This is a genomic window from Verminephrobacter aporrectodeae subsp. tuberculatae At4, assembly GCF_000193225.1.
GTDB classification, from domain to species: domain Bacteria; phylum Pseudomonadota; class Gammaproteobacteria; order Burkholderiales; family Burkholderiaceae_C; genus Acidovorax; species Acidovorax aporrectodeae.
Genome location: NZ_AFAL01000350.1, coordinates 56,707 through 81,277 on the forward strand (window position 1 = coordinate 56,707; position 24,571 = coordinate 81,277).

26 protein-coding genes, 1 tRNA gene and 1 pseudogene are annotated in these 24,571 nt (G+C 63.2%); 17 read left to right on the top strand and 11 right to left on the bottom strand.

All coding sequences use genetic code 11. From position 1 onward, the window contains the following. The first annotated feature begins 32 nt into the window (after window positions 1–32). The 11 genes from VTU_RS0107085 to VTU_RS0107135 all read left to right on the top strand — a co-directional run bounded on the left by VTU_RS0107085 (window position 33) and on the right by VTU_RS0107135 (window position 7,010). Window positions 33–1,253, top strand: a complete 1,221-nt coding sequence (locus tag VTU_RS0107085; protein WP_029554173.1) for an IscS subfamily cysteine desulfurase — start codon at window positions 33–35, stop codon at window positions 1,251–1,253. A 51-nt stretch (window positions 1,254–1,304) separates the two neighbouring features. Beyond that, window positions 1,305–1,709, top strand: coding sequence for a Fe-S cluster assembly scaffold IscU (gene iscU, locus VTU_RS0107090; RefSeq protein WP_010102715.1), 405 nt, complete (start codon window positions 1,305–1,307; stop codon window positions 1,707–1,709). A gap of 7 nt (window positions 1,710–1,716) precedes the next feature. Beyond that, a complete protein-coding gene (iscA, locus tag VTU_RS0107095) occupies window positions 1,717–2,040 on the top strand; it encodes an iron-sulfur cluster assembly protein IscA (protein ID WP_010102716.1) in 324 nt (107 codons plus the stop codon). A 111-nt stretch (window positions 2,041–2,151) separates the two neighbouring features. Then, window positions 2,152–2,670 carry a Fe-S protein assembly co-chaperone HscB gene (gene hscB / locus VTU_RS0107100; RefSeq protein WP_010102717.1) on the top strand — a complete coding sequence of 173 codons (519 nt, stop codon included), beginning with the start codon at window positions 2,152–2,154 and terminating at the stop codon, window positions 2,668–2,670. Window positions 2,671–2,744: 74 nt separating this feature from the next. Then, on the top strand, window positions 2,745–4,616 hold the full coding sequence (gene hscA / locus VTU_RS0107105; protein WP_010102718.1) for a Fe-S protein assembly chaperone HscA: 1,872 nt from the start codon (window positions 2,745–2,747) through the stop codon (window positions 4,614–4,616). A gap of 34 nt (window positions 4,617–4,650) precedes the next feature. Beyond that, window positions 4,651–4,989, top strand: a complete 339-nt coding sequence (gene fdx / locus VTU_RS0107110; protein ID WP_010102719.1) for an ISC system 2Fe-2S type ferredoxin — start codon at window positions 4,651–4,653, stop codon at window positions 4,987–4,989. Beyond that, window positions 4,989–5,705 carry a DNA polymerase III subunit epsilon gene (gene dnaQ / locus VTU_RS0107115; RefSeq protein WP_010102720.1) on the top strand — a complete coding sequence of 239 codons (717 nt, stop codon included), beginning with the start codon at window positions 4,989–4,991 and terminating at the stop codon, window positions 5,703–5,705. The genes fdx and dnaQ overlap by 1 nt, the downstream gene beginning before the upstream one ends. 24 nt (window positions 5,706–5,729) lie before the next feature. Beyond that, a tRNA-Val gene (locus VTU_RS0107120) sits at window positions 5,730–5,804 on the top strand. A gap of 159 nt (window positions 5,805–5,963) precedes the next feature. Then, entirely contained in the window at window positions 5,964–6,272 is a 309-nt protein-coding gene (locus VTU_RS0107125; protein ID WP_010102721.1) for a DUF883 family protein, read from the top strand. A 28-nt stretch (window positions 6,273–6,300) separates the two neighbouring features. Then, on the top strand, window positions 6,301–6,696 hold the full coding sequence (locus VTU_RS0107130) for a phage holin family protein (protein ID WP_010102722.1): 396 nt from the start codon (window positions 6,301–6,303) through the stop codon (window positions 6,694–6,696). Then, the gene (locus tag VTU_RS0107135; RefSeq protein ID WP_010102723.1) at window positions 6,693–7,010 is read left to right on the top strand and encodes a hypothetical protein; all 318 of its coding nucleotides are present in this window, start codon (window positions 6,693–6,695) and stop codon (window positions 7,008–7,010) included. Before VTU_RS0107130 ends, VTU_RS0107135 begins: the two co-directional genes overlap by 4 nt. A gap of 9 nt (window positions 7,011–7,019) precedes the next feature. Here VTU_RS0107135 and VTU_RS0107140 read toward each other — a convergent pair whose 3' ends face one another. Then, window positions 7,020–8,072 (bottom strand): quinone-dependent dihydroorotate dehydrogenase, encoded by a 1,053-nt coding sequence (locus VTU_RS0107140; RefSeq protein WP_010102731.1) that lies wholly within the window; start codon window positions 8,070–8,072, stop codon window positions 7,020–7,022. A gap of 41 nt (window positions 8,073–8,113) precedes the next feature. Between VTU_RS0107140 and rpiA the strand changes: the two genes are divergently transcribed. After that, a complete protein-coding gene (gene rpiA / locus VTU_RS0107145; protein ID WP_010102737.1) occupies window positions 8,114–8,812 on the top strand; it encodes a ribose-5-phosphate isomerase RpiA in 699 nt (232 codons plus the stop codon). A gap of 24 nt (window positions 8,813–8,836) precedes the next feature. On the opposite strand, the gene VTU_RS0107150 is transcribed toward rpiA, so the two are convergent. The 9 genes from VTU_RS0107150 to VTU_RS0107190 all read right to left on the bottom strand — a co-directional run bounded on the left by VTU_RS0107150 (window position 8,837) and on the right by VTU_RS0107190 (window position 17,647). Continuing rightward, window positions 8,837–10,042, bottom strand: coding sequence for a M20 aminoacylase family protein (locus VTU_RS0107150; protein ID WP_010102739.1), 1,206 nt, complete (start codon window positions 10,040–10,042; stop codon window positions 8,837–8,839). 144 nt (window positions 10,043–10,186) lie between these two features. After that, on the bottom strand, window positions 10,187–11,203 hold the full coding sequence (locus VTU_RS0107155; RefSeq protein WP_010102741.1) for a LacI family DNA-binding transcriptional regulator: 1,017 nt from the start codon (window positions 11,201–11,203) through the stop codon (window positions 10,187–10,189). A 194-nt stretch (window positions 11,204–11,397) separates the two neighbouring features. Next, window positions 11,398–12,636: an NAD(P)/FAD-dependent oxidoreductase gene (locus VTU_RS0107160; RefSeq protein ID WP_010102742.1), complete on the bottom strand. Its 1,239-nt coding sequence runs from the start codon at window positions 12,634–12,636 to the stop codon at window positions 11,398–11,400. Between the two features lie 75 nt (window positions 12,637–12,711). Beyond that, entirely contained in the window at window positions 12,712–13,710 is a 999-nt protein-coding gene (locus tag VTU_RS0107165) for a 4-hydroxyproline epimerase (RefSeq protein ID WP_029554174.1), read from the bottom strand. A 23-nt stretch (window positions 13,711–13,733) separates the two neighbouring features. Beyond that, window positions 13,734–14,459 carry an amino acid ABC transporter ATP-binding protein gene (locus VTU_RS0107170; protein ID WP_010102747.1) on the bottom strand — a complete coding sequence of 242 codons (726 nt, stop codon included), beginning with the start codon at window positions 14,457–14,459 and terminating at the stop codon, window positions 13,734–13,736. 54 nt (window positions 14,460–14,513) lie between these two features. Then, window positions 14,514–15,170, bottom strand: a complete 657-nt coding sequence (locus tag VTU_RS0107175) for an amino acid ABC transporter permease (RefSeq protein ID WP_010102749.1) — start codon at window positions 15,168–15,170, stop codon at window positions 14,514–14,516. A gap of 4 nt (window positions 15,171–15,174) precedes the next feature. Then, the gene (locus VTU_RS0107180) at window positions 15,175–15,840 is read right to left on the bottom strand and encodes an amino acid ABC transporter permease (RefSeq protein WP_010102751.1); all 666 of its coding nucleotides are present in this window, start codon (window positions 15,838–15,840) and stop codon (window positions 15,175–15,177) included. A 35-nt stretch (window positions 15,841–15,875) separates the two neighbouring features. Beyond that, on the bottom strand, window positions 15,876–16,721 hold the full coding sequence (locus VTU_RS0107185) for an ABC transporter substrate-binding protein (RefSeq protein ID WP_010102753.1): 846 nt from the start codon (window positions 16,719–16,721) through the stop codon (window positions 15,876–15,878). Between the two features lie 20 nt (window positions 16,722–16,741). Further along, the gene (locus VTU_RS0107190) at window positions 16,742–17,647 is read right to left on the bottom strand and encodes a dihydrodipicolinate synthase family protein (protein WP_010102755.1); all 906 of its coding nucleotides are present in this window, start codon (window positions 17,645–17,647) and stop codon (window positions 16,742–16,744) included. Between the two features lie 604 nt (window positions 17,648–18,251). Between VTU_RS0107190 and VTU_RS26410 the strand changes: the two genes are divergently transcribed. Further along, complete coding sequence (locus tag VTU_RS26410; RefSeq protein ID WP_081479741.1) at window positions 18,252–19,013, top strand: GntR family transcriptional regulator; 762 nt, start codon at window positions 18,252–18,254, stop codon at window positions 19,011–19,013. 235 nt (window positions 19,014–19,248) lie between these two features. Here the strand turns inward: VTU_RS26410 and VTU_RS0107205 are convergent, their stop codons facing one another. After that, window positions 19,249–20,481, bottom strand: a complete 1,233-nt coding sequence (locus VTU_RS0107205; RefSeq protein WP_201766103.1) for an MFS transporter — start codon at window positions 20,479–20,481, stop codon at window positions 19,249–19,251. 119 nt (window positions 20,482–20,600) lie between these two features. On the opposite strand from VTU_RS0107205, the gene VTU_RS26415 reads away from it, so the two are divergent. The 4 genes and pseudogenes from VTU_RS26415 to VTU_RS34730 form a co-directional block, all read left to right on the top strand. Next, entirely contained in the window at window positions 20,601–21,467 is an 867-nt protein-coding gene (locus VTU_RS26415) for a helix-turn-helix transcriptional regulator (protein WP_050809445.1), read from the top strand. Between the two features lie 281 nt (window positions 21,468–21,748). Beyond that, a complete protein-coding gene (locus tag VTU_RS0107215) occupies window positions 21,749–22,738 on the top strand; it encodes a substrate-binding domain-containing protein (RefSeq protein WP_010102764.1) in 990 nt (329 codons plus the stop codon). Window positions 22,739–22,765: 27 nt separating this feature from the next. After that, window positions 22,766–24,271 (top strand): sugar ABC transporter ATP-binding protein, encoded by a 1,506-nt coding sequence (locus VTU_RS0107220; protein WP_010102766.1) that lies wholly within the window; start codon window positions 22,766–22,768, stop codon window positions 24,269–24,271. 28 nt (window positions 24,272–24,299) lie between these two features. Continuing rightward, window positions 24,300–24,571 (top strand): annotated as a pseudogene (locus VTU_RS34730) (ABC transporter permease); the annotation flags it as partial.

Sequence of the window (24,571 nt, forward strand, 5' to 3'; positions counted from 1 at the left end):
TTTGCCAGCCAGAAACCTCTACTGAGCCAGCCATGAATATGACACCGCACTTTCCCATCTATCTCGACTACGGCGCCACGACCCCGGTAGACCCCCGCGTGGTGGACGCCATGGTCCCCTGGTTGCGCGAGCATTTCGGCAACCCGGCATCGCGCAGCCATGCCTGGGGTTGGGAGGCCGAAGAGGCCGTGGAAAAGGCCCGCGCGCAGGTGGCAGACCTGATCGGCGCGGACCCGCGCGAAATCGTCTGGACCAGCGGCGCCACGGAGTCCACCAATCTGGCGCTCAAGGGCGCGGCGCAGTTCTACAAGAGCAAGGGCCGGCACCTGATCACGCTCAAGACGGAGCACAAGGCCGTGCTGGATACCATGCGCGAGCTTGAGCGCCAGGGTTTCGAGGCCAGCTATCTGAATGTGCAGGAAGACGGTCTGCTCGACTTGGACGTCCTGCGCGCCGCGATTCGTCCCGACACCGTGCTGGTCAGCATCCTGTTCGTGAACAACGAAATCGGCGTGATCCAGGACATCGCGGCCATCGGCGCCCTGTGCCGCGAAAAAGGCGTCCTGCTGCACGTCGACGCGGCGCAGGCCACGGGCCGCGTCGAGATCGACATGAGCCGGCTGCCCATCGACCTGATGAGCATGACCGCGCACAAGACCTATGGCCCCAAGGGAATCGGTGCCCTGTACGTGCGCCGCAAGCCCCGGGTGCGCCTGGAAGCCCAGATGCACGGCGGCGGGCACGAGCGCGGCCTGCGTTCGGGCACCCTGCCCACGCACCAGATCGTGGGCATGGGCGAGGCATTTCGCATTGCCAAGGCAGAAATGGCCGAGAGCAACGCCAAGGCCCGGGTGCTGCAGCAGCGCCTGCTCGATGGTCTCAAGGACATCGAGCAGGTCTACATCAACGGCAGCCTGGAGCACCGTGTGCCGCAGAACCTGAACATGAGCTTCAACTTCGTCGAAGGCGAGTCGCTCATCATGGGGATCAAGGGGTTGGCCGTTTCCTCGGGTTCTGCCTGCACCTCGGCCAGCCTGGAGCCCAGCTACGTGCTGCGCGCCCTGGGCCGCAGCGACGAGTTGGCGCACAGCAGCCTGCGCATGACCATCGGTCGTTTCACCACGCAAGAGGAGATCGATTGCGCCATCCTCGCCATCCGCGAGAACGTGGCCCGTCTGCGCGAGCTCAGTCCATTGTGGGAGATGCACCAAGAAGGCATCGACATCAGCAGCATTCAGTGGGCTGCACATTGAACGCACTGAATTTTCCCGAAGATTTCTGAAACATTAAGGAGGATACACATCATGGCTTACTCGGAAAAAGTGGTTGACCATTACGAAAATCCGCGCAACGTGGGTTCGTTCGACAAGGGCGACGATTCGGTGGGCACCGGCATGGTCGGCGCGCCCGCCTGCGGCGACGTGATGAAATTGCAGATCAAGGTGAATCCGGAAACCGGCGTGATCGAAGACGCACGTTTCAAGACCTATGGTTGCGGTTCGGCCATTGCCTCGTCGTCGCTGGTGACCGAATGGGTCAAGGGCAAGACGCTGGCGCAGGCGACGGCGCTCAAGAACAGTGAGATCGCGCAGGAGTTGGCGCTGCCGCCCGTCAAGATCCACTGCTCCATCCTGGCCGAAGACGCGATCAAGGCCGCCGTGCTCGACTACCAGGCCAAGCACGCCGCGCTCAGCGCAACTGCCGCCTGAGTGTGTCATGGCCATTACGTTGACAGAGGCCGCCGCCCGGCATGTGAGCCGCTACCTGGCGCGCCGTGGCAAGGGGCTCGGCGTGCGCTTGGGGATCAAGACCACCGGTTGCTCGGGGCTGGCCTACAAGCTGGAGTACGTGGACGACAGCAGACCCGAGGACGTCGTGTTTGAAAACCATGGCGTCAAGGTGCTCATCGACCCCAAGAGCCTGGCTTACATCGACGGGACCGAACTGGATTTCGTTCGCGAAGGTCTGAACGAGGGCTTCAAGTTCAACAACCCCAAGGAGCGTGACCGCTGTGGTTGTGGAGAAAGCTTCCGCGTTTGAGGCTCCGTTCCCCCGCTCGTTTGCCATCCAAACCGCCACCGCGCTGTGTGCTGGCGGTTTTTTTCTTGACCCCTGACCCCCTCTTGACCCGTTCGATCGCTCCTGCTGCGCATGAATCTGCAATCTGACGACTTTGAACTGTTTGGCCTGCCGCATCGCTTCCAGCAGGAGCGCAGCGCCATCGACGCGCGCTGGAAGGAATTGCAGCGCCAGGCCCATCCGGACCAATTCGCCGCGCAGGGTGCAGCGGCACGGCGCGTGGCCATGCAATGGTCGGTGCGCATCAACGAGGCTTATCGGCGCCTGAAGGACCCGCTGCTGCGCGCTGCCTACCTGTGCGAACTGCATGGCGCTGCGGTCCGTTCGGAGGACAACACCGCCATGCCCGCAGCCTTCCTCATGCAGCAGTTGCAATGGCGCGAGGCCCTCGAAGAGGCATCGGCCGTGCAGGCGCTGGACGCGCTGGACGCCGCGGTGCAGCAGGCGCGCAGTGCGGCGCTCGCCGAATGCGAGCGTTTGCTGGACCAGCAGCAGGACCATGCGGCGGCGGTCCGCCAAGTCAGAGCCCTCATGTTCATTGCGCGCTTTGCCGACGACATCGGGCGTCGCCGGGAGCAACTGGGACAATAGCGCTTGAGTGTTTTTCCCTTCGCGAATCCGGCCGTTGCACTGGCGGATTCCACCCTGTCGAGATCCAGAATTTCATGGTGCTTTTGCAAATTTCCGAACCCGGGCAATCCCCTGACCCGCACCAGCGGCGCGTCGCCGTCGGCATCGACCTGGGGACCACCCATTCCCTGGTGGCCACCGTGCGCAATAGCGTGTCCGAATGCCTGCCTGACGCGCAGGGCAGGGTGCTGCTGCCCTCGGTCGTGCGCTACCTGGAAGAAGGCGGATGCCAAATCGGCCACGAGGCGTTGGCCGCGCAGGCCCGCGACGCGCGCAACACCATTGCTTCGGTGAAGCGCTGGATGGGGCGCAGTCTGAAAGACCTCGTGGGCGCGGAGAAACTGCCCTACGACTTCGTTTCTGCGCGCGGCGGCTCAGCGCAGGGCATGCTCAGCCTCGCCACGGTGGCTGGAAACAAGTCGCCCGTCGAGGTCAGCGCCGAGATTCTGACGGCCCTGCGTGAGCGCGCCGAAGACAGCCTGGGCGCCCCCTTGTACGGCGCGGTGATCACCGTTCCCGCGTACTTCGACGACGCGCAGCGCCAAGCCACCAAGGACGCCGCGAGACTTGCGGGCATCCACCTGCTGCGCCTGATCAACGAGCCCACGGCCGCGGCCATCGCCTACGGGCTGGACAACGCGAGCGAGGGCGTCTACGCCGTCTACGACCTGGGCGGCGGCACTTTCGATATCTCCATCCTGCGCCTTGCGCAGGGCGTGTTCGAGGTCATCGCGACCGGCGGCGATTCCGCCCTGGGCGGGGACGACTATGACGCCGCGCTGGCGGACTGGGTCTTGCAGCAGGTCAGGCAGCAGGCCACGACGCCGGCGGACAAATTCGCCGTGCGCATGGCGGCGCGGACCTGCAAGGAGGCATTGACGGCCAGCGATCGGGCGGCATTCAGTGCCGATACATCGGACGGCGGCGTGCATTTCGACGTGCGCAGGTCGGACTTTGACGCGCTCACGGCCGACTTGACCGCCCGTTCCATGGCGGCCGTGCGCCGTGCGCTGCGCGACGCGCAGCTCGCGTGCGACGAGGTGCAGGGCGTGGTGCTGGTGGGGGGCTCCACGCGCATGCCGCAGGTGCAGCGCGCGGTGGCCGAATTCTTTGGCAAAACCCCCCTGACCAACCTCGATCCGGACCAGGTGGTGGCCCTGGGCGCGGCCATTCAGGCGCAGCATCTGGCGGGCAACACCCCTGCGGGCGAGTTGTTGCTGCTGGACGTGATTCCCCTGTCTCTGGGAATCGAAACCATGGGGGGACTCGTCGAGCGCATCGTCGAGCGCAACGAGAGCATTCCCACGGCAAAAGCGCAGGACTTCACCACCAGCCAGGATGGCCAGACCGCACTCGCAATCCACGTCGTGCAGGGAGAGCGCGAACTGGTGCAGGACTGCCGCAGCCTGGCCCGGTTCGAACTGCGCGGAATCCCCCCGATGGTCGCCGGCGCTGCGCGCATCCGCGTGACCTTTGGCGTTGATGCCGACGGCCTCCTGAGCGTGAGCGCGCAGGAGCAGGTCAGTGGCGTGCAGGCGCGCATCGACGTGAAGCCCTCGTATGGCCTCTCGGACGAGCAGATCGCGCGCATGCTGCAGGATGGCTTCGCCGCTGCGGCGCAGGACCGGCAGGCCCGCTCCGTGGTCGAGGCGCGGGTCGACGCGCAGCGCATGCTCGGCGCCACACAGGGCGCGCTGGACGCGGACGGCGATATGCTCACGCCCCGCGAGCGCGCGGACATCGAAGCCCTGATGCGCGCGCTGCACGGCCAGCGCGACTGCGACGACGCCGCCGCCATCGAGGCCGCCACCGACGCCCTGACCAGGGGAACGGAAGCGTTTGCCGCCCTGCGCATGAACCGTGGCATCCAGCGTGCGCTGGCCGGCAGAAACGTGCAAACCCTTTGAAGAGCCCCGGCCCAGCAGAACCGCAAGCAGCCCCATGCCCGTCATCAAGATCCTTCCCCACCCCGAGTACTGCCCTGCAGGCGCAGAAATCAGCGCGCCGGCCGGCACGTCGATCTGCGAGGCCCTGCTCGAAAACCACATCCCCATCGAGCACGCCTGCGACATGAGCTGCGCCTGCACCACATGCCACGTGATCGTGCGCCAGGGGCTCGATTCGCTCGGCGCGGTCGAGGAGGAAGAGGAAGACCTGCTGGACCGGGCCTGGGGTCTGGAGCCCCAGTCGCGCCTGTCCTGCCAGGCCATCCTGGCGCAGCAGGATTTGCTGCTGGAGATTCCCCGATACACCATCAACCACGCCAAGGAACAGCACTGATGTCGCGGCAAATCGTTCTGGATACGGAAACCACGGGCCTGTCGGCCGACAATGGCGATCGCATCATCGAACTCGGCTGCGTGGAATTGCTCAACCGCAGGCTCACGGGAAACAACCTGCACCTGTTCTTCAACCCGGACCGCGACAGCCATGAAGACGCGCTCAAGGTGCACGGCATCAGCAACGAGTTCCTGAAAGACAAGCCCCGATTCGCCGAGGTGGTGGAGCGGGTCATCGAGTACCTGCGGGATGCCGAGGTCATCATCCACAACGCGGCCTTCGACCTGGGTTTTCTCGACAAGGAACTCGCGCTCACGGGCCGTCCCGCGTTCCGCACCCACATAGCGAGCGTCACCGACACGCTCGCCATGGCCAGGGAGATGTACCCGGGCAAGCGCAACTCGCTCGACGCGCTGTGCGAGCGGCTGGGGGTGAACAATTCGGGCCGTATATTGCACGGCGCCTTGCTGGACGCCGAACTGCTCGCCGACGTATACATCCATCTGACCCGGGGCCAGGACGCATTGCTCATCGCCGACGACGCGCAGGAAAGCGCTCACGGCCTGAAAGTCACGGCCATCGATTTGCGTGCGCTCGTGCTGCCCGTCGTGCACGCGAGTGCGCAGGAACAGGTGGCGCACGCCGAGGTGCTGGCACAGATCGACAAGGCCAGCGGCGGCAAGACGATCTGGCGCAGCCTTGGGTCTGTGCCATAATCCGCAGCCGCCACAGCGTGGCACGGGTGATTAGCTCAGCGGTAGAGCACTGCCTTCACACGGCAGGGGTCACATGTTCGATCCATGTATCACCCACCATTTTCCGGTCGCCACTTGTTTAATTTGCGACAGACCACTTACAATCGATAACCCTTTGCGGTCCCGTCCTGTGAGGAATTCCAGGCAGATGACTAAGATGATCTGCATTCTCCGGCGAGGGATTCACAAACATCTTCGTTGCTTCACCGAAAGGCTGACATGACTGCTTCCGACACCACCCCCCCCACCACCCAGAGCGAACTGGAAAAGCTGGTCTCCGATTTGCGGGGACTTTTGGCCAGCAAGAACCTGGATACGATCCCTGAAATCAAGCTCCTGCGCCAGCGCCTGGACGATGGCATGCACAACGTGCGCGAGTTGGCCGTGCGCGCCGCCCAGGACGCCGCCCGCCAGGCGAAGGAGGCCGCTCAGGCCGCCGACCGCTATGCGCACGACGAGCCCTGGCGCGTGGCCGGCGCGGCGCTGGCCATGGGCGCTCTGGTCGGTTTCCTGCTCGCACGCCGTTGAGCATGACGGTACGCCAACGGGGCCGCGCATGAACTGGCTCGCGCTTCTCGGGCTGGAGGGATTCGTTGCCCGCTGGCGTACGCATGCGATCGAAGGCGTCATCGCCGCCGAGGACCGGATGGAACTGGCCCGCCTCGAGTGGCGGGACTGGAAACGGCGCCTTCAGCAAGTGCTCGTGCTGACCATCATGATCGCCGGGCTCACGATGGTGGCCCTGACCATGCTGTCGCTCGCCGTGTTGGTGCATTTCTGGGATACCCCCGAGCGCAGGCTCGTGGCCTGGCTGGTCGCGGGCGTATGGTCCGTGGCATGGACTGCCACCCTGGTGGGCCTGGTTTGCGCGGTACGGTGCGCGGGCCATGGCTTCGCCCTGACATGCCGGGAACTGGCGCAGGACTGGCGCGACATCAAGGAGCGCCTGTGACGAGCCCTCTCAGCACCCCGACGGAACTTCGGCCCACGGCCGAGCAGCAGCGCGTGCTCGAGCGCATCGAACAGCAGCGCGAGCGCCTGCGTGCGCGCCGGGCGGCCCGTGTTCAGTTGCTGGCCATGGCCGGCGGGCACGAGCGCGTAGCGGGCGGTATGGACGAATCCCTCGCGTTGCGCGCCGTGGGTTTCGCACGCGAGCACCCGTTGGCGCTGGCTGCGCTGGCGGGTGTGGCAATCGCCGCCGGGCCGCACAAGCTGATGCGCTGGGTCGGGGTTGTGCTGCCCCTGTTGCTGCGCCTTGGGCGCTGACCGGTCCGGTCAGGCCATGGCCTGAATCGCCCTGGCCGCCTGCGCGACCAGAGCCGGACCTGCGTAGACCAAGCCGGTGTAGATCTGCACCGCGTCGGCGCCTGCGCGGATCTTGCTTACTGCGTCTTCGGCGCTCATGATTCCGCCTACGCCAATGATGGGAAAGCGCGGCCCCAGGGCCGCGCGCAGTTGGCGCACCACCTGGTTGCTGGCGTGCAGCAGGGGCGCGCCGCTGAGCCCGCCGGTTTCCTCGCCATGGCGCATGCCCTGTACCGCCGTGCGATTGAGGGTGGTGTTGGTGGCGATCACGCCGTCCATGCCGTGCCGTTGCAGCGTGGCCGCGATGACCGACACCTGCGCCTCCTCCAGATCCGGCGCGATCTTCACGAACACCGGAACGCGCCGTCCATGCTGGCGGGCCAGGGCCGCGCGGCGCGCGGTGATGGCACCGAGCAAGGCGTCCAGGGCGGCGTCGCCCTGCAGGGCGCGCAGGTTCTGCGTATTCGGCGAACTGATGTTCAGCGCCACGTAGTCCGCGTGCGGATACACGCCTTCCAGGCCGCTCAGGTAGTCGCCGGTCGCGTCCTCGATGGGGGTCGTGGCGTTCTTGCCGATGTTCAAACCCAGCAGCGCAGGATGCCTGCGGCGCTGCGCGCGAGAGCCGACCTGCCGCACGTTGTGCACGAAGGAATCCAGGCCCTCGTTGTTGAACCCCAGGCGGTTGATGAGTGCCCGGGCTTCGGGCAGGCGAAACATGCGCGGCCTGGGGTTGCCCGGCTGCGCCTTGGGGGTGACGGTGCCCACTTCCACGAAGCCGAAGCCCATGGCCGCCAGCGCATCGATGCAGCGGGCGTTCTTGTCCAGGCCGGCAGCCAGGCCGACGCGGTTGGGAAAGACCAGTCCGGCCAACTCCACGGGGTCGTCCACCGTCTCATGGCACCAGGCCCATTGCAGCGGCGTGCCCTGCCCGCGCGCGAGCAGGTCCAGGGTCAGTTCGTGGGCGGCTTCGGCGTCCATGCCGAAAAGAAAGGAGCGGGCGAGGGCGTAGGGAATCAGGGACATGGAGGGGAGGGATAATCCGCGCATTGGCCCTGAATTCTCCCATGACGACCACGACCGCCCTGTCCCAAGACGAACTCAAAACCCTGGTCGGCCGCGCCGCACTCGAATACGTGCTGCCCGGCGGGATCGTGGGGGTGGGCACCGGCTCCACCGTTGACAGGTTCATCGACGCGCTGGCGGAAATCAAGGACCAGATCGTGGGCGCCGTTTCCAGTTCGGTGGCGAGCACCCGGCGTTTGCAGGCCCTGGGCATTGCGGTGTTCGATGCGAACGAGGTGGAATCCTTGCCGGTGTACATCGACGGTGCCGACGAAATCGACGGCAACGGCCATATGCTCAAGGGCGGTGGCGCCGCATTGACGCGCGAGAAGATCGTGGCGGCGCTGGCCAGCCGCTTCGTCTGCATTGCCGATGCATCGAAACGGGTGCCGACGCTGGGGCGGTTTCCGCTGCCCGTCGAGGTGATTCCCATGGCGGAAAAACACATTGCCCGCCGTTTTGCGGCAAAGGGCGGGCAGGCGAGTCTGCGCCTCGTCGGGGGCCAGCCGCTGGTCACCGACAACGGCCAGCATATTCTGGACGTCCGGGGCCTGTGGATCACGGATCCGCTGGCGTTCGAGTCGGAAATCAACCAGTGGCCGGGGGTGGTCACCGCGGGCGTGTTTGCGCAGCACAAGGCGTCGGTGTGCCTGCTGGGAACGGCCCAGGGCGTGAAGACGCTGACGTACCCAAGTTCCTGAAGCGGTAGCCCGCGATCCCGTGGATCAAGCCACCGGCTGGGCCAGCCACTCCTCGGCCAGTTTGACCCAGTAGGTCGCGCCCAGCGGGATCAGCGCGTCGTTGAAGTCATAGCTCGGGTTGTGCAGCGTGCAGGGGCCGCCGCCGTGGCCCATCTCGCGGTGCGCGCCGTCGCCATTGCCAATGAAGCAGTAGGCGCCCGGCTTGGCCAGCAGCATGTAGGCGAAGTCTTCGGCGCCCATGGTCGGCTCCTGCACCAGTACCCGCTCTTCGCCGACGATTCCCGCCATGACCTTGCGCGCGAAGTGGGCCTCCGCAGCCGAGTTCACTGTGGGCGGATATTTGCGCACGAACTCGAATGTGCACCGCGCGTCGTGCGCGGCGCAGCAGTGCTCTGCCACCTGCTGCATGCGCTTTTCGATCAGGTCCAGCACCCCGGTCGTGAAGCTGCGCGCCGTGCCCCGCAACTCGCACCGGTCGGGAATCACGTTGCTGGCCTCGCCCGCGTGCATCATGGTCACCGAGATCACGCCCGCGTCCACGGGCTTTTTGTTGCGACTGATGATGGTCTGGAAGGCCTGCACCATCTGGCAGGCGATCAGCACCGGGTCGATTCCCGTATGCGGTAGCGCGGCGTGGCCGCCCTTGCCGTGGATGGTGATCCTGAATTCGCTGGTCGATGCCATCACCGGACCGGGGCTCACGGCAAAGCTGCCCATGGGCATTCCCGGCCAGTTGTGCATGCCGAAGACGGCCTGCATGGGAAAGCGCTCGAACAGGCCGTCTTCGATCATCACGCGGGCGCCGCCGCCGCCCTCTTCTGCGGGCTGGAAGATCAGGTACACGGTGCCGTCGAAATCGCGCTGCCGGGAAAAGTGCTGCGCCGCGGCGAGCAGCATCGCCGTGTGGCCGTCGTGGCCGCAGGCGTGCATCTTGCCCTGGTGCTGGCTGGCGTGGGCAAAGGTGTTGAACTCCTGCATCGGCAGGGCGTCCATGTCGGCGCGCAGGCCGATGGCCCGGCCGCTGGCGCCGCCGTCGCGCCCCAGGACGGTGGCGACGACCCCGGTCTTGCCCAGCCCCCGGTGGATCGGCAGACCCCATTCGCTGAGCTTTTGCGCGACCACGTCGGCGGTGCGCACTTCTTCGAAGCACAGTTCGGGATGGGCGTGGATGTCGCGGCGCACTGCGGCAATGCGGGCCGACTGGGTGACGATGGAGTCTATGACGTTCATGGTGGGGCCTTGTTGCCCCGCAGTCTAACCAATCTGGCGCGTGTCAAGATGCTTGTCGCTTCATTCAGACAGTCATCGGCCAAATCACGGCGGCATGGAAATGAATGCAACACCGCCGAACAAATCCGGGCAGGAAAACAAGGTTCATGGGCTCGCGATCAGCACGGGTCTGACCTGGACAACGTGACCCGCCTGGATGCCTTCTCCGTCGATGACTTTGTAGGCCTCGGACATCAGTCCCTCGACGTTTTGGCGCACCATGTGCACGGGGAAGCGCAGGCCCGCCGCGAATGGGTCCCAGTCGTAGCTGCCGAAAGTGCAGGCCAGGACCTCGTCCATTGGCAGCGTCCTGAGGAAACGCAGCGCTCCTTCGAGACAGACGCCGGACGCCAGCAACAGCCCGCGCGGCAGGCCGCCCAGATCCTGATACAGGCGGGCCATGGCGACCTCAGCTTGGTTCACGTCGTAGCCGCAGCGGATGAGTTGCTGCTCCTGAACGGGACCCAAGCGGCGACGCGCGACCTCCGAGAATCCGAGGACCCGTTGCTCGGTGGCGAATTCACCGCGGATGCCGCCCAGGAAGTACAGCCTGTTGCGTGCGCGATCAGCGGGCTCTGCTGAGCGCGCGATCAGCAGCCGCGTGAGTTCGGCCGCGCCCCAGCGGTTGTCGCTGGTGATCGATGGCGCCTTCTTGCCAGGCAAGTCCACGTTCACGTGCCGCACCCGGTGCCGCATGCACAGCGCGCTCACGCCATCGGGATGGGTGGCACCGGTGACGATCAAGTGTTCGACCTGGTAGGAGATCAGGGTCTGAACGGTCCGGACTTCGATCGCGGGGTCACGCAATGTGCTCACCACCATGGGATGCAGGCCACGCTCGCGCGCCATGCGCTCGAAAGCCTGCGACAACACGCCGAAGAAGCGGTCTTCGTGGGTCGGAATCATCATGCCGATGAGCCCTGAACGATTGCGTCGCAGACCACTCGCCTGCCGGTTCAACGCGTAGCCCTTGTCCTGTGCGAGTTGCTGCACGCGCTTGGCAGTTTCTTCGCTGATGCGGCGTTGCTGCCAAGTGCCATTGAGGCTGGCACTGACTGTGGATGCAGAGGTTCTCGCCAAGGCAGCGAGGTCGTAGATCGTCGATTTGTGCGAATTCACCATGGGACTGGATTTTCTTGTGCGCTGCGTGCGCCGGACGCCGGACGCCGGACGCCGTCTGGAGGAACGAGGAAACGCCCACCCGAGCGCGGGCATGCGATTGGAACAGGGGCGAGCGCCGACGGATGCCTCGCATCCCTTCGCCGCGACGCTGCAAGCGCCGAAGAAAGGGCGGGGAAAGCTGTGCGGGCTACCTGTCAGAAGCGCTCGATCGCGTACGGCGACATGTCGATCGGCGTCTTCTCGTTTGCGAGGATGTTTCCAATCAACTCGCCCGTCGTCGCCGACTGCGTGAGACCGAGATGCCCATGTCCGAAGGCGTAGAGCACGCTTGCGTTTTTCGGCGAAGCGCCGATGACAGGGAGCGAATCCGGTGTCGCGGGACGGTGTCCCATCCACTGCGTGGGATTGCTCTCGTCCAGACCAAGCAGGTATTTGCGGGCAAGCCACAGCAACGCGTCGCTGCGCCGGTAGTTGGGCGCCGCTTCGAGACCGGCGAATTCTGCTGCTCCACCGATGCGAAGCCCAATGGCCAGGGGCGTTGCCACGAACTTGTGCTCCGCAAAGATCACTTCGCGATTCAGAAGGCTTGCGCTTGCTGGAAGGGTGGTGTTGTAGCCGCGCTCGCTTTCCAGGAGGGCTCGGTCGCCGATGGTCTTCGCAAGGCGGGCGGACCAGGCGCCGCCTGCCACCACGACCTTGTCACCCACAACGCTTTGGCCTCCTTCGAGATCGACGGCCGGCTTGGAAGCGTTGCCGAGATTCAGGCTCGTTGCACTGCCCGTGACGAACTGGGCGCCCAAGGCCCGAACCCGTTCACGAAGGCCCATGACGATTCGCTGCGGATCGTCGATGTGGGCCCAATCCTCCAGCATCACGCTGTGCTGGAACACGGGTGCCAAGTTGGGCTCAAGCGCTTGCAACTCGGCCGCGTCAACGGATCGCCAGCGTACGCCGAGCGCGCGTTTGAGCCGCCATTCCTCGGCATCGCCGCTAAAGGCCTGGCTCGTCTCGTAGACTGTCAGTGCGCCCCGCTTGTGCAGATCCCCGCCCATGCCCGTGTCTGCCAGCACAGCTTCGAAGTCCCGCAGCGACCGCTTGTTCAGCGCTGCAAGCGCATTCGCGATGCGCAGATAGTTCGCAGGCTCCGCCACTTTGCGCAGCGCCAAGAACCAGGGCAGCAACTTCGGCGCGTGGCTGGCACGCACCGCCAATGGCCCCAGTGGGTCAAGCAGCCAGCGCAACGGCCTGAGGCCCAGACCGGACAGGTTCAGAGGCGCGCATTCACTCACGGCGATCGCGCCAGCGTTGCCATGGGAGGCCCGGTCGCCCTCGAAATCACGATCGACCAAGGTCACCTGAAAACCCCGGCGTTGCGCTGACCAAGCACAACTCAGGCCGACAACGCCGGCGCCCACGATGATCAACTCAGCCATTGCGCGCCGACCTTTCTGTGTACTTGTGTGTTGCCACGACGGCGCTGCGATGGCAGACAGTGCTCGGCCGAGCGTTCACTTGAGCAGGAAACCGTTGTGGAGCGGGTCCCGATCATTGACGAAGATCGTGTTGAGCCCGGTCACCCGCGCCCAACCTTCGACACTCGGACGGATGCCCTCGTAGTCGCCCACCTTCACGCGCTCCAGGGCCACGCCGTTAAAGGTGGTGCCGATGATGCTTTCGTGGACGAATTTGTCGCCAATACCCAATTGACCCTTGGCCACCAACTGAGCCATCCGCGCCGACGTTCCCGTTCCACAAGGAGAGCGGTCGATTGCCTTGTCGCCATAGAACACCGCATTGCGCGCGCAAGCGCCCGCCATGCGCGGCTTGCCCGTCCACATCACATGGGACAGGCCTTGAATCTCCGGCGTCTCCGGGTGAACAAAGCGGTATTTCTCGTTTGCTCTCCGGCGCAGCGCCGGGCTCAGGCGTTGAATGTCCGAGGGCGTGAGTGCTTCCAGGTCGGCATACGCCGGCTGGCTCTCGATAATCGCGTAGAAGTTGCCACCGTAGGCGACATCGAATCGGACGGGTCCCAAGCCGTCCATCTCTACCGACAAATCGCAGGAATGCAGGAAGGAGGGCACGATGGTCAAGCGAACTGAATCGACGTGTTCACCATTGAGGGTGTAGTGCGCAAGCACCAAGCCAGCGGGCGTATCCAGCCGCAGAACACCCGGCTCACGCGGCTGCACCAGGCCATGCTCGATGATGAACGTGACGGTTCCGATCGTTCCATGGCCGCACATCGCCAAGCAGCCGCTCACCTCGATGAACAAAATGGCAACGTCGCAATCCGGCCGTGTTGGCGGGTACAGGATGGTTCCGGACATCCCTTCGTGGCCACGCGGTTCGAACATCAGTGCCGTGCGGATCCAGTCAAAGTTGCGCTCGAAGTGTGCGCGCCGCTCGATCATGGTATTGCCGACGAGTGCGGGCGCACCTCCAGAGACGAGACGTACCGGATTGCCACAGGTGTGGCCATCAATACAGAAGAAGGTGTGGTTCATACTCGGCCTTTCATGGAAGGGGTTCAGTTCAGGACGCGCTGCAGGAACTGGCGCGTACGCTCTTCGCGCGGCTCATTGATCACCTGCTTGGCAGGGCCGACCTCGCACAGGGTTCCCCGATCGAAGAACGCCACGCGATCGCCGCTTTCTCGGGCGAACGCGATGTCGTGCGTGACCACGATCATGGTCATGCCTGTTGCCTTCAAGTTGCGCATCGTGTCGAGCACTTCGCCGACGAGTTCGGGATCAAGCGCAGAGGTCACTTCGTCAAAAAGCATGTAGTCCGGCTTCATCGCCAGCGCGCGGGCAATGGCCAGACGCTGCTGCTGTCCGCCGGAGAGTTTGGCGGGGCGCAGGTCCGCGCGCGCTCCGAGGCCTACGTAGGCTAGATGTTCACGCGCCAACTCCAGTGCCTGGGCACGAGGCATCTTCTTCACGACACGCGGGGCCAGCGCAACGTTCTCCAGTGCCGTCAGATGCGGAAAGGCGTTGTACTGCTGGAATACGATGCCAAGCTTCTGGCGAAGCTTGTTCAGATCAGTGGATTTGCCATGTACGTCTATGCCGTCAACAACGATCTGCCCCCCTTGAATCGGCTCAAGACTATTAATGCATTGCAAGAGGGTTGATTTACCCGAACCGCTCGCACCGATCAAACAGAGCACTTCACCGCGCTCGATGGTGAGGTTGATTCCCCTGATCACCTCGATCGCCCCGAAGGACTTGCGGACAGCCTTGATTTCAATCATGACGAATACTCCGAGCTGAAAAACAGATGAAAAGAGCAAAAGGCACTGGCCAACTCATGCTTCCATCCTCCGTTCCACGGCCAGGCTGTAGTGGGAAATCGGGTAGCAAATGAGGAAGTAAGCGACACCAACGCCGGTAAGCAACAGCAGCGCTTCGTTGGTGCGTGTGATCAGGATTTGAGCGGCACGCAGTAATTCGATGTACCCCACGACGCTGACCAGTGCGGTGTCCTTCGCCAGACCGATCAAAGTGCCGATCCAGCCAGGAAACACCGTGCGCACTGCGAGCGGCATCGATACGAGGCGAAGTTCCTGCCAGTACGACATACCCAGTGAACGCGACGCCTTCTTCAACTCTGGTCGCACCGAGCGCAGTCCCGATCGGACCAGTTCAGACGTCAGCACCGCCATGTAAAGGCTCAAGGTGAGCACGCCAATTTCCAACGGTTCGAGCGCTGAACCGAAGGCCGCGAATGCACTGTTGATCAGGATGAACTGGATAATGAGCGGAATGCTCCGGGTCACGTCCACGTACGGTGCCAGAAGATGACGAGCGGCAGCACTGCTTTCGCGCGCCCAGCCGATGACACCACCCAGTAGCGTGCCGAAGACTCCCGCGAGAACGGTCAGCAGGATCGTCCGCCAGAGTCCCTGCAGCACAAACTGCAGGTCAGACCACTGGAGTTCGGAATATGCAAGCTGAAATTGCATGCTTCTACCCCTGACTCAGAAGGCGCCAAGCCGACAGACGCGCACCCAAAGTGATCAGCTTTGAGATCATGTAATAGATGGCGGCCGCGACGATGAAGAACTCAAAGGTACGGAACGATTCTGATTGCGCTGCCTGCGTCGCCCCGGTCAGTTCACGGACCCCGATGATCGAACCGAGCGACGTATTGAGCAGCGCCCAGTTCAGCTGATTGATGAACGGGAAAAAAACCAACACAAAAACCTGCGGAAAGATCACGTGCAGATAGGTTCGTGGTGTGGACAGGCCCAGCGAGCGGGCCGCAGCCATTTGCGTAGGCGCAACAGAGGCGAGTCCGCCGCGGAAGATTTCTGCCAGGTAGCCCGCGTTGTTAAAGCTGATGGCCACCAGCAACGCGGCGAAGCTTGGAACATCAATTCCGATCGCACCCAGTCCGAAATAAGCCATATAAATCTGGAACAGCGCAGGCGTATTGCGCGACACTTCTACCCACGCGGTAGCGAAGTAGTACGCTGGGCCGGCGCTGCGCCTGCGCATCAGCGCGAGCGGCAATGCAAGGCAAGTCCCGATGAGCATGGACAGCGCAGTAGCCTCAACGGTCAGCACCGCGCCTTCGAGCAAGACAGGCAGTTTGTTCCAGACAACGGACCAGTAGAACGTGTAATAAAACATGGGGTGATCCGTTTTAATCAAGCGGTGAGGAAGTGTCAGTAGTCAACGCCTTCAACGTTCAGCGCAGGGGCCTTGCCGTCGCCGAAGTAAGTCGCGTAAAGTTCCTTGTAGCGACCCGTGCGGACCTGGTTCCAGACAAACACGTTCACCCAGCGCATCAGATCTGTATCTGACTTGCGCACGGCGATGCCCGCCAAGTCGGCTGGCGACGGCGCAGGCCCCTTCGTCACCAGACTGGGAAATTGGCCGCTCTTGATCAGCGCGCCCGCAGTGCCCGCGCTCACGATCACGCCGTCGATCTTCCTCTGTGTCAACGCGAGGTAGGTTTCCGACTCGCTGCCGTAGCCGGTGAACTTGCCTTTCGGGTTCTTCCACTGATCGAAGCGGGCCCGCAATTCCTGCTCCGTGGTGGTTCCGGTGACGCCACCAACCGAGCGGCCCTTCAGATCATCGAATTTTTGGACGCCCGAATCCTTGGTCGTCAGCACGACATTAATGAAACTGACATACGGCTGCGAGAACGCCACCGTCATGGCGCGCTGTGGAGTCACCGAAGTGGAAGCAACTAAAACGTCAATGCGGTTTGACACGAGCGCCGGGATCCGTTCTGCGGACGGCGTTTCGACGATCTGGGCCGTGACGCCCAGCGACTTCGCCATGTCCTTGCAATAGGCGACGTCGTAGCCTTCCGGCTCGTTTTGCGCAGTTCTGAAACCGGCTGGTGGAAAGTCGAGTTGGACGCCGCAGCGCAGCGTCTTGGTAGCCAGGATCTTGTCCAGCGTGGACGAAGATTGCGCCAAGGCCGCGCCTGACGACATGGCGCCCGCGGCGATCGTCACAGCAATGGCTGCGGCCCGCACTTGGAGTGATTTCAGTTTCATGATTTTTCATCCCGTTGCGTTCAATATTCCAGCGACTTGAGGTCAGCCAGGGTCTTTTTGGTGATGGCAATCGTGTGATCGCGTTCCTCACCCACCAAGTTCAGCCGGGGTGGCTTCACGGTTTCTGCTGTCCCGCTGGCGATGTTCTCGGCCAACTTGATGTGCTGTACGAGTTTGACAACGGTGTCCAGGAGGAACAGCGGATCCAGGGCCGCGTAGAGTCGGCGGGCCTTGCCAAAGTCGCCTGCGACAAGGAGTTTCAACAACTCGACTGCTGCCTTTGGCGTGGCATTGGCCATACCCGAAACCCAGCAAGTGACGCCCAGCGCCGCGCTTTCAACAATGAGGTTGTCAACGCCGCAGACGACAGCCAGTCGATCCCCGAAGCGCGAGATCAGGTCAGTGATGCGATGGGTTTCATAGGACTCCTCCTTGATCGCGACGATGGTCTTTTCCTCCAGCAGTTGCGCAATCACGTCGCGAGTGAGATCGACGCCATAGCCGCGCGGGTTGTTGTAGAGAAGAATGGCCAGTCCACTGGCGCGCGCCACCGTTTTGTAGAACTCGACGGTTTCGTAGGTGTCCGACTTGTAGGTCAGGCCGGGGAAAACCATTAGGCCGTCCACGCCCATCTTTTCAGCTTCCTTGGCGAAAGCGACGGCTTTTTCGGTGCTGGTTTCGGCCAACCCGGAGACGATGGGCACGCGACCTCTGACTGCTTCCTTGGCTGTGCGCAGAACGGTCCGCTTTTCTTCGGAGGAGAGTTGAGCGTTCTCGCCCACCATGCCCATCATCACAACGCCGCCGACGCCGGCCTCGATCAGGCGTTCGAGGCCCGCCTTGATGGCATCGACGTCCAGTGTGAAGTCGGCGTTGAGCTTGGTCGTCACGGCGGGGAAGACGCCTTTCCAGTCGATGGGGGTCATCAGCGCTAGTCCTTTCAGGAGCGGGTTGCCGCAGGGTGCGGAGGGGATCCAATTGCAGATTGGATACAATATATTATCGATTGGAGCACGGGCAAATCGCCATTTACATTGGGGTTTTCACTATGTCCCCTGAGCCTGAAGCGCGCGACAAAACCTGACCCAAGTTTGTCACTTCCCCCATTCAACCCCAATAAAATCAGCAACTTGGAGAGATTTCCCGGTGGGTATGGCACTCCATTTCGTAGCTGCCCGCTTGGTGATGAGCCAACGCAAGCGGATGGTGGCTGCACCAACGGGCAGTCGCTGCGGTCGCGCTTGGCCTGGTTCACCGCAGTGGCTCCGCCCTCGAAGGACGCGACGACGTTGCCAGCAACTACAGCGATCTGCGGGCGGTTCCGGCCCAGGTGGTGGTGCGTGCGCAACACCCGTACAGCCCCCCTGACAAGACGGGGACCGCCTTTGAACGATGATCAATCGCCCCTCGGTCACGTCACCGAAACGGGCAGTCACGCTCGCCGAAATACCCACCCAGGTCCATGCTCTCGAATTCCATGGCTGAAATGTGCTATATCCTTGAAACGAACCCGCGTCCAGACGAGCCAACATGCCGATTCAATCTACTGAAACCAAGGTTCTCAAACCGACGTCGTCCCCATCCGCATTTGAGCAAGACGGATCGGCCCGTATCCATATTGACCGCGTTGTGCGAAAAACGGCTGTGGAACTGGTGGTCGGTGAGCTTCGGTCGAAAATCCTCTCAGGGCAAATCGCACCAGGTTCTCCCCTGCGGCAGGAGGCTCTGGCCGAAGAGCTTGGTGTCAGTCGCATTCCATTGCGGGAGGCGATCCGTTTGCTGAGTTCGGAGGGACTGGTCGACCTGTATCCTCACAAGGGCGCATATGTCTCGATGCTGTCGAAGGACGAAGTCAGGGAGTTCTTTGACCTGCGTCTGCGTCTGGAGCCTTGGCTGTTCCATGAATCTGCAATGCGCATCTCCATGGCGGAACTTGACCGGGGCGAGCGGCTGGTTGAGCAGATGGACACTGCTGGTGCGCAGGAATGGGGAACGCTCAACTGGGAACTGCACGAACTGCTATACAGCGCTGCGCGCAGGCCTGCCGCAATGAACGTGATACGCACCTTGCATGAAAAATCGGAGCGTTATTTTCGATTCCAGGTGGTCAACGCGCCCATCCGAGAACAAGCACACGGCGAGCACCTGGCCTTGATTGTGCTGTGTCGTCAGCGCCAGGCAGACAAGGCCCAGAAAGCGTTGGAGCAGCACATTGCCGACGCTGCAGAGCAAATCATCGCCATCGTTGACCGATTGCTCGACGAAGCACCTGTCCGGCACGTGTCAAGATAGTTGTCGCTTTGGCCATGCTGCTGGCAGCGCATCGAGGCTGCGAACGGGCTCGCACACAGGGAATCACTGCGGTGCAGTCACGCCAACTGCTGCGTTGGATAAGACGCTACCGTGCCCTGTTGGATGAGGGGCAAGCGCTCAACCCGCAGCGTGTCAAGGAGCAGGGCAAACGCGGACGGGCCAAGCAGTCGGATGCGTTCAATTTGCTGCGACGCCTGCGCGATCATGAATCAGGTCAGCGAGAACTTGCTTCGCAGCGGCTCTTGGAGAAAGTCAGGCGCATGTTCAGCATTTGTATCGAGGCTCCCAGGACGGCCACGGCACCTGCGCCGCTCGCCAAGATCCAGACCGGCCAGTGCAGAATCAGCAGGAAGCCTCCCACGGCGGCACCGATGGCACTGCCCAGATAGAGCGCGGACTCATTCAGCGCAATCGCCAAGTTGCCATCGCCTTGCGACTCTCGCGCTTTGATCAACTCGTTGTTCTGGGGAACTTGCAGCGCCCAGCCGACAGCGCCCCAAATGGCGATGGGAAGCATCACGAGCCAGGCCCCGCTGGATGCCGCCGCAGGCAGAAGGAGCAGCGCGGCGGCCAGGATGACCATGATGCTTAGCGTCAGTGTCGGTCCTTTGATTCGGTCCACCAAGGGGCCGATCAGGAAGCTTCCAAGGACGCCACCGACGCCCCACGCCCACAGATAGGGCGTCACGGAATGAATGTCGCCATATTCGGGTGCCGCCAGCAAGGGGGCGATGAAGGTGTACATCCCCAGGCTGGCAATCGCTGCAAGCAACGAAACCAGCAAGATGACCATCACATGCCCGTCCGTCAGCAGGGCCAGTTTGCGCTTCAGAGGAACGGATGGCGCTGCGGCTAGCGCGGGCAGCCGCAACGCGAGTCCGAGCCAGGCGATCAGTCCCAAGGCGGCGACCAGCCAGAGTGCCGATGCCCAGCCCAGGCGCTCGGCCAGCAGCAGGCTCAATGGGACACCCAGAACCGTGCCGCTGGCCATCCCCCCCATGATGACGGCGATGGATTTGCCGCGTTGCTCTGGCCGCGAAAGGGCCGTCGATGCCGCGATGCCCGTGGCCAGATACACGCCGGCACCAACGCCAGCAATGGCCCGAAAGGCCAACAGCAGCGTGAAGTTCGTCGTTACCGCACTGGCCGCGTTGGCCAGCACAAAGAGTCCGAGCGCCAACAACAGGCCCCCACGCTGTCGATGGGCGGGCAGCAGCGCGACGACGACGGGTGAACCTACTCCGTAGGCCAGCGTGAACGCGGTAACCAGTTGCGCCGCAATGGCGACGGGCACCGCAAAGGCATGCTCGATCATGGGGATCAGGCCGGCCATGACATAGGACGCCATGCCCAGTGCGAATGAGCCGAGCGCGATCAGGTAGACGGGTGATTGGGACTTTACGGACATGGCGGTATTCCATAGAACAGGGAAGGAACTCAGTTGCACCGGGCGAGTGCGCTCGTTTGCGAAACCCTTTCGGCTTCTGGGACGGCTCTGTACGGATTCTGCTCACATGTTATGGGGATTACAATTTAGCTACTTATGCTGCTACTAGAGGTGATGGAATGAGTCTCATTCGAAACATGGAGCGCACCCGCAGTGACCTGTCCGAGTTTCTTCGGAGCCGCCGAGAGCGGCTGACGCCTGCAGACGTGGGATTGCCCTCATGTAACCGTCGCCGCACGCCTGGTCTGCGACGCGAAGAGGTCGCCGCCCTCGCGGGCGTCGGGTTGACCTGGTACACGTGGCTGGAGCAGGGACGCGGTATCAGCGTATCTGTCGTCTTCCTGGAAAGCCTGTCGCGGGTACTGAAGCTGGACGCGGCTGAACGTCGCTACCTGTTTCTGCTGACCCAGCAGCGCCCGCCCCCGGAACCTGGCAAAACGTGGTGCGTGGTGCCGCAATTGGTACACCGCCTGATGGGCGACCTTGTCCTGCGGCCGGCCTATGTCCTCAACCTGCGATGGGACGTTCTGGCATGGAATGCTGCTGCAGAGCGCGTCTTCCATTTCGATTCCTGCTTGCCGGGGCGGCGCAACCTGTTGTGGTTGCTGTTCACTGATCCCGCCACCCGTGAACTTTTCGACCCATGGGAAGAACAAGCGCTGCAGTTGCTGTCGCGCTTCCGGCAGGATTTCGTCAAGGCGACTCAGGAACCCGACATCTGCGCACTGATCAAGGACCTTGAAAAGGTCGATCCCGATTTCAAGACGTGGTGGCAACAACAGGACATCCATGGACCCCACAGAGACTTTCCCCATCTTCGGATCAAGGGCATCGGCCAAGTGGAGTTCGAGAGCACCATGCTGACGATTGACGAAAACCGCCATCTGCGCCTGATCTACTATGCGGCGTTGAACGACAAGCCTGAAAGCCTGGCGTTTGAGAATTGGCTGGCAGACGGTGTCGGAGAGCCGAAATCAACTCGGTGATATCCCTCGTTGATGCCCAAACGCCCAAGACACCCGACCATCCCGCACCGGCGCGTGTCAGGATAGTTGTCGCCTCATTCAAACAGCCATCGGCTGAATTTTTTTACCCCGCATTCCCGCTTCAGGGTTAGCACGGATCGCGCGCCCGAGTCCTGCACCTATAGTTGCACAATCGGTTGTGTTCTCCGAACGACTCGGGAGCGAAAGCGCTATCTGGCGCACCGATCGGCCCTTCCCACGGGCAGGAACGCCTCTTGAAGAAACCGGATGGAGACAAAAAAATGAAGCACGCATTCAAGCGCAGCGCCCGCCTGCTGGCGTTCACCGTGCTATGGGTGGGCAGCAGCCTGGCAGCGGCCGAGGACGTGTCGGTGGTCGTGAAGATCGGCGGCATTCCATGGTTCAACGCCATGGAGCAAGGGATCCGGAAGGCCGGCAGCGAGCTCGGCGTGCAAGCCGGCATGATCGGGCCGACCGAAGCCGATGCCGCGCAGCAAGTGCGCGCAGTGGAAGACCTGATCGCCCGAAAGAGCAAGGTGATCGCCGTGGTGCCCAACGACGCCAAGGCCCTGGAGCCGGTGTTCAAGCGCGCCAGGGATGCGGGCATCAAGATCATCACGCACGAGTCCCCGGAGCAAAAGGGGGCGGACTGGAACATCGAGCTGACGACGGTCGCCGGCTTCGGTGAGCGGCATATGGAATCGCTGGCCAAGGCCATGGCAGGCCAAGGCAAATACGCCGTGTTCGTGGGATCGCTGACGGTGCCGTTGCACAACGCCTGGGCAGACGCCGCCATCGCCCACCAAAAGAAGAATTTTCCGAAGATGCAGCTGGTCGCCGACCGTTTTGGCGTTGCCGAGAACCTCGACGAGTCGCATCGCACGGCGCAAGACCTGATGCGCGCGCACCCCGACCTCAAGGGTTTCCTGGCCTTCGGCAGCCAAGGCCCCATCGGCGCAGGCCGTGCGGTTCTCGAGGCCGGAAAGACGGACAAGGTCGCCGTCGTGGGCCCGTTCTCCCCGGGCCAGGGCGCCAAGTTGGTCAAGGCCGGCGCCATCCGCGAGGGCTTCATCTGGAATCCGTCGCTCGCCGGCGAGGTCATCGTGCGCGTCGGCAAGCTGCTGATGGATGGCCAGGAGCCGAGCAATGGCATGGAGATCCAGGGCCTGGGCAAGGTGCTTGTCGACAAAGAGCGTCGCAGCATCCTGGGTCAAAAGCTCGAGACCATCAACAAGGAATCCATCGACCGCCTGGTCGGCATGGGCCTGTAAGAGAACCTGGGCTGCTCATTGGCTGACGTGAACCCATCAAACGGCAGCGCGCCCTTCATCTCCATCTCGAACGTGACGATGAAGTTTGGCGGGTCAACGGCGCTGCATGCGCTGGACTGGGAGGTTTTCCCCGCTGAAGTGCACTGCCTGATGGGCGAGAACGGCAGCGGCAAGTCAACCACGATCAAGGTCTTGGCGGGGATTCATCGGCCCGAACCGGGGGCCGTGCTCGAGATCGACGGCAAGCGCCATGCGCGGCTCACGCCGGCCTTGTCGAAGGCGCTCGGAATTCAGGTCATCTACCAGGACCTGGCGCTGTTTCCAAACCTCAGCGTCGCGGAAAACATTGCGCTGGAGGCCGCGCTGGGTTCCTGCGTCCGGCGGATCCGCCCGGCAGAGCAAAGCAAAACGGCGCGCTCGGTGATGCAGGCGCTGGGGGTGACTCTGCCCCTGGAGACGCGGGTCGGTGATCTGCCCATTGCCACGCGCCAATTGGTGGCGATCTGCCGCGGCATGGCCAGCCATGCCCGGCTGCTCATCATGGACGAGCCCACGGCGTCGTTGACGCGCACCGAAGTCAACGCGCTGCTCGCCGTGGTTCGTCGCCTCAAACAGGATGGCGTGGCCGTGGTCTTCGTGAGTCACAAACTGGACGAAGTGATCGAGATCGCCGAGCGCGTCACGGTGCTGCGTGACGGCCGCAAACGGGGCACCTGGCCCGCTCGCGAACTCGACGACCGCAAGCTCGGTGAACTGATGACCGGCTTGCGCATCGAGCACGCCGTGCACGCGCGCCAGTTCCCGGACACGCAGCCCCTGCTGCAGGTGAAGGGACTGAGCCGCAAAGGCGAGTACCGGGACCTGAGTTTCGACGTGAAGCCGGGCGAAATCGTCGGCCTGCTCGGCTTGCTCGGGGCCGGGCGCACGGAACTCGCGCTGACGCTGTTCGGCATGCGCGCGCCAGACGCCGGAGAACTGCTTTTCAACGGCAAGGTCTTGCGTGTGCGCAGCAACGCGCAAGCCATTGCCGCGGGCATCGCCTACGTGCCGGAGGACCGCTTGGGTATTGGCCTGAACATGCGCCAGTCGGTCCAGGACAACATGGTCCTGGCGGTGCTGGGGCGCATGAGCAATCGCTGGGGCTGGTTGCCACCACGGCGCCGCACGGACATGGCCGCCAGTTGGTGCGAGCGCCTGCGGATCAGGATTCCCTCGCTCGATGCACCGGTCCAGCAGTTGTCCGGCGGGAACGCGCAGCGTGTGGTGCTGGCCAAGTGGCTGGCCACGGAGCCCCGGCTGCTGATCCTCGACGCGCCCACCGCGGGGGTGGACATCGGCAACAAGCAGGGCATCTACGAAATCGTGCACGCGCTGGCCCACCGGGGCGTGGCCGTGCTGATGATTTCCGACGAGGTGCCCGAGGTCTTCTTCCACTGTGACCGGGTTCTGCACATGCGTGCCGGGCGACTGGTCGGGCAATTCGTTCCCGGTGTCCATACCGAGTCGGAGATCCGGGAGCGCGTCTATGCATGAGCCGTGCTCCGGCCGTTTGCGCCGAACCGTGAAAACCCCCGATGGCTACCTCAGCGCGCTGCTCGCGGTGCTCATCCTCTTCTTCGGTGCGCTGGCTCCGGGCTTTCTCAGTTCGGGCAACGCGGTCAACCTGCTCGAAGGCTGCTGCGTCACCGCGATCATGGCCATTGGCCTGTTGGTGGTCTTGGTGGTCGGTGGCATCGACATCTCGTTTGCCGCCACAGCGTCCGTGGCGCAATACCTTGCGGGGTATCTGGCGACCCGGGCGCACTGGCCGATGCCCCTGGTGATCGCCGCGAA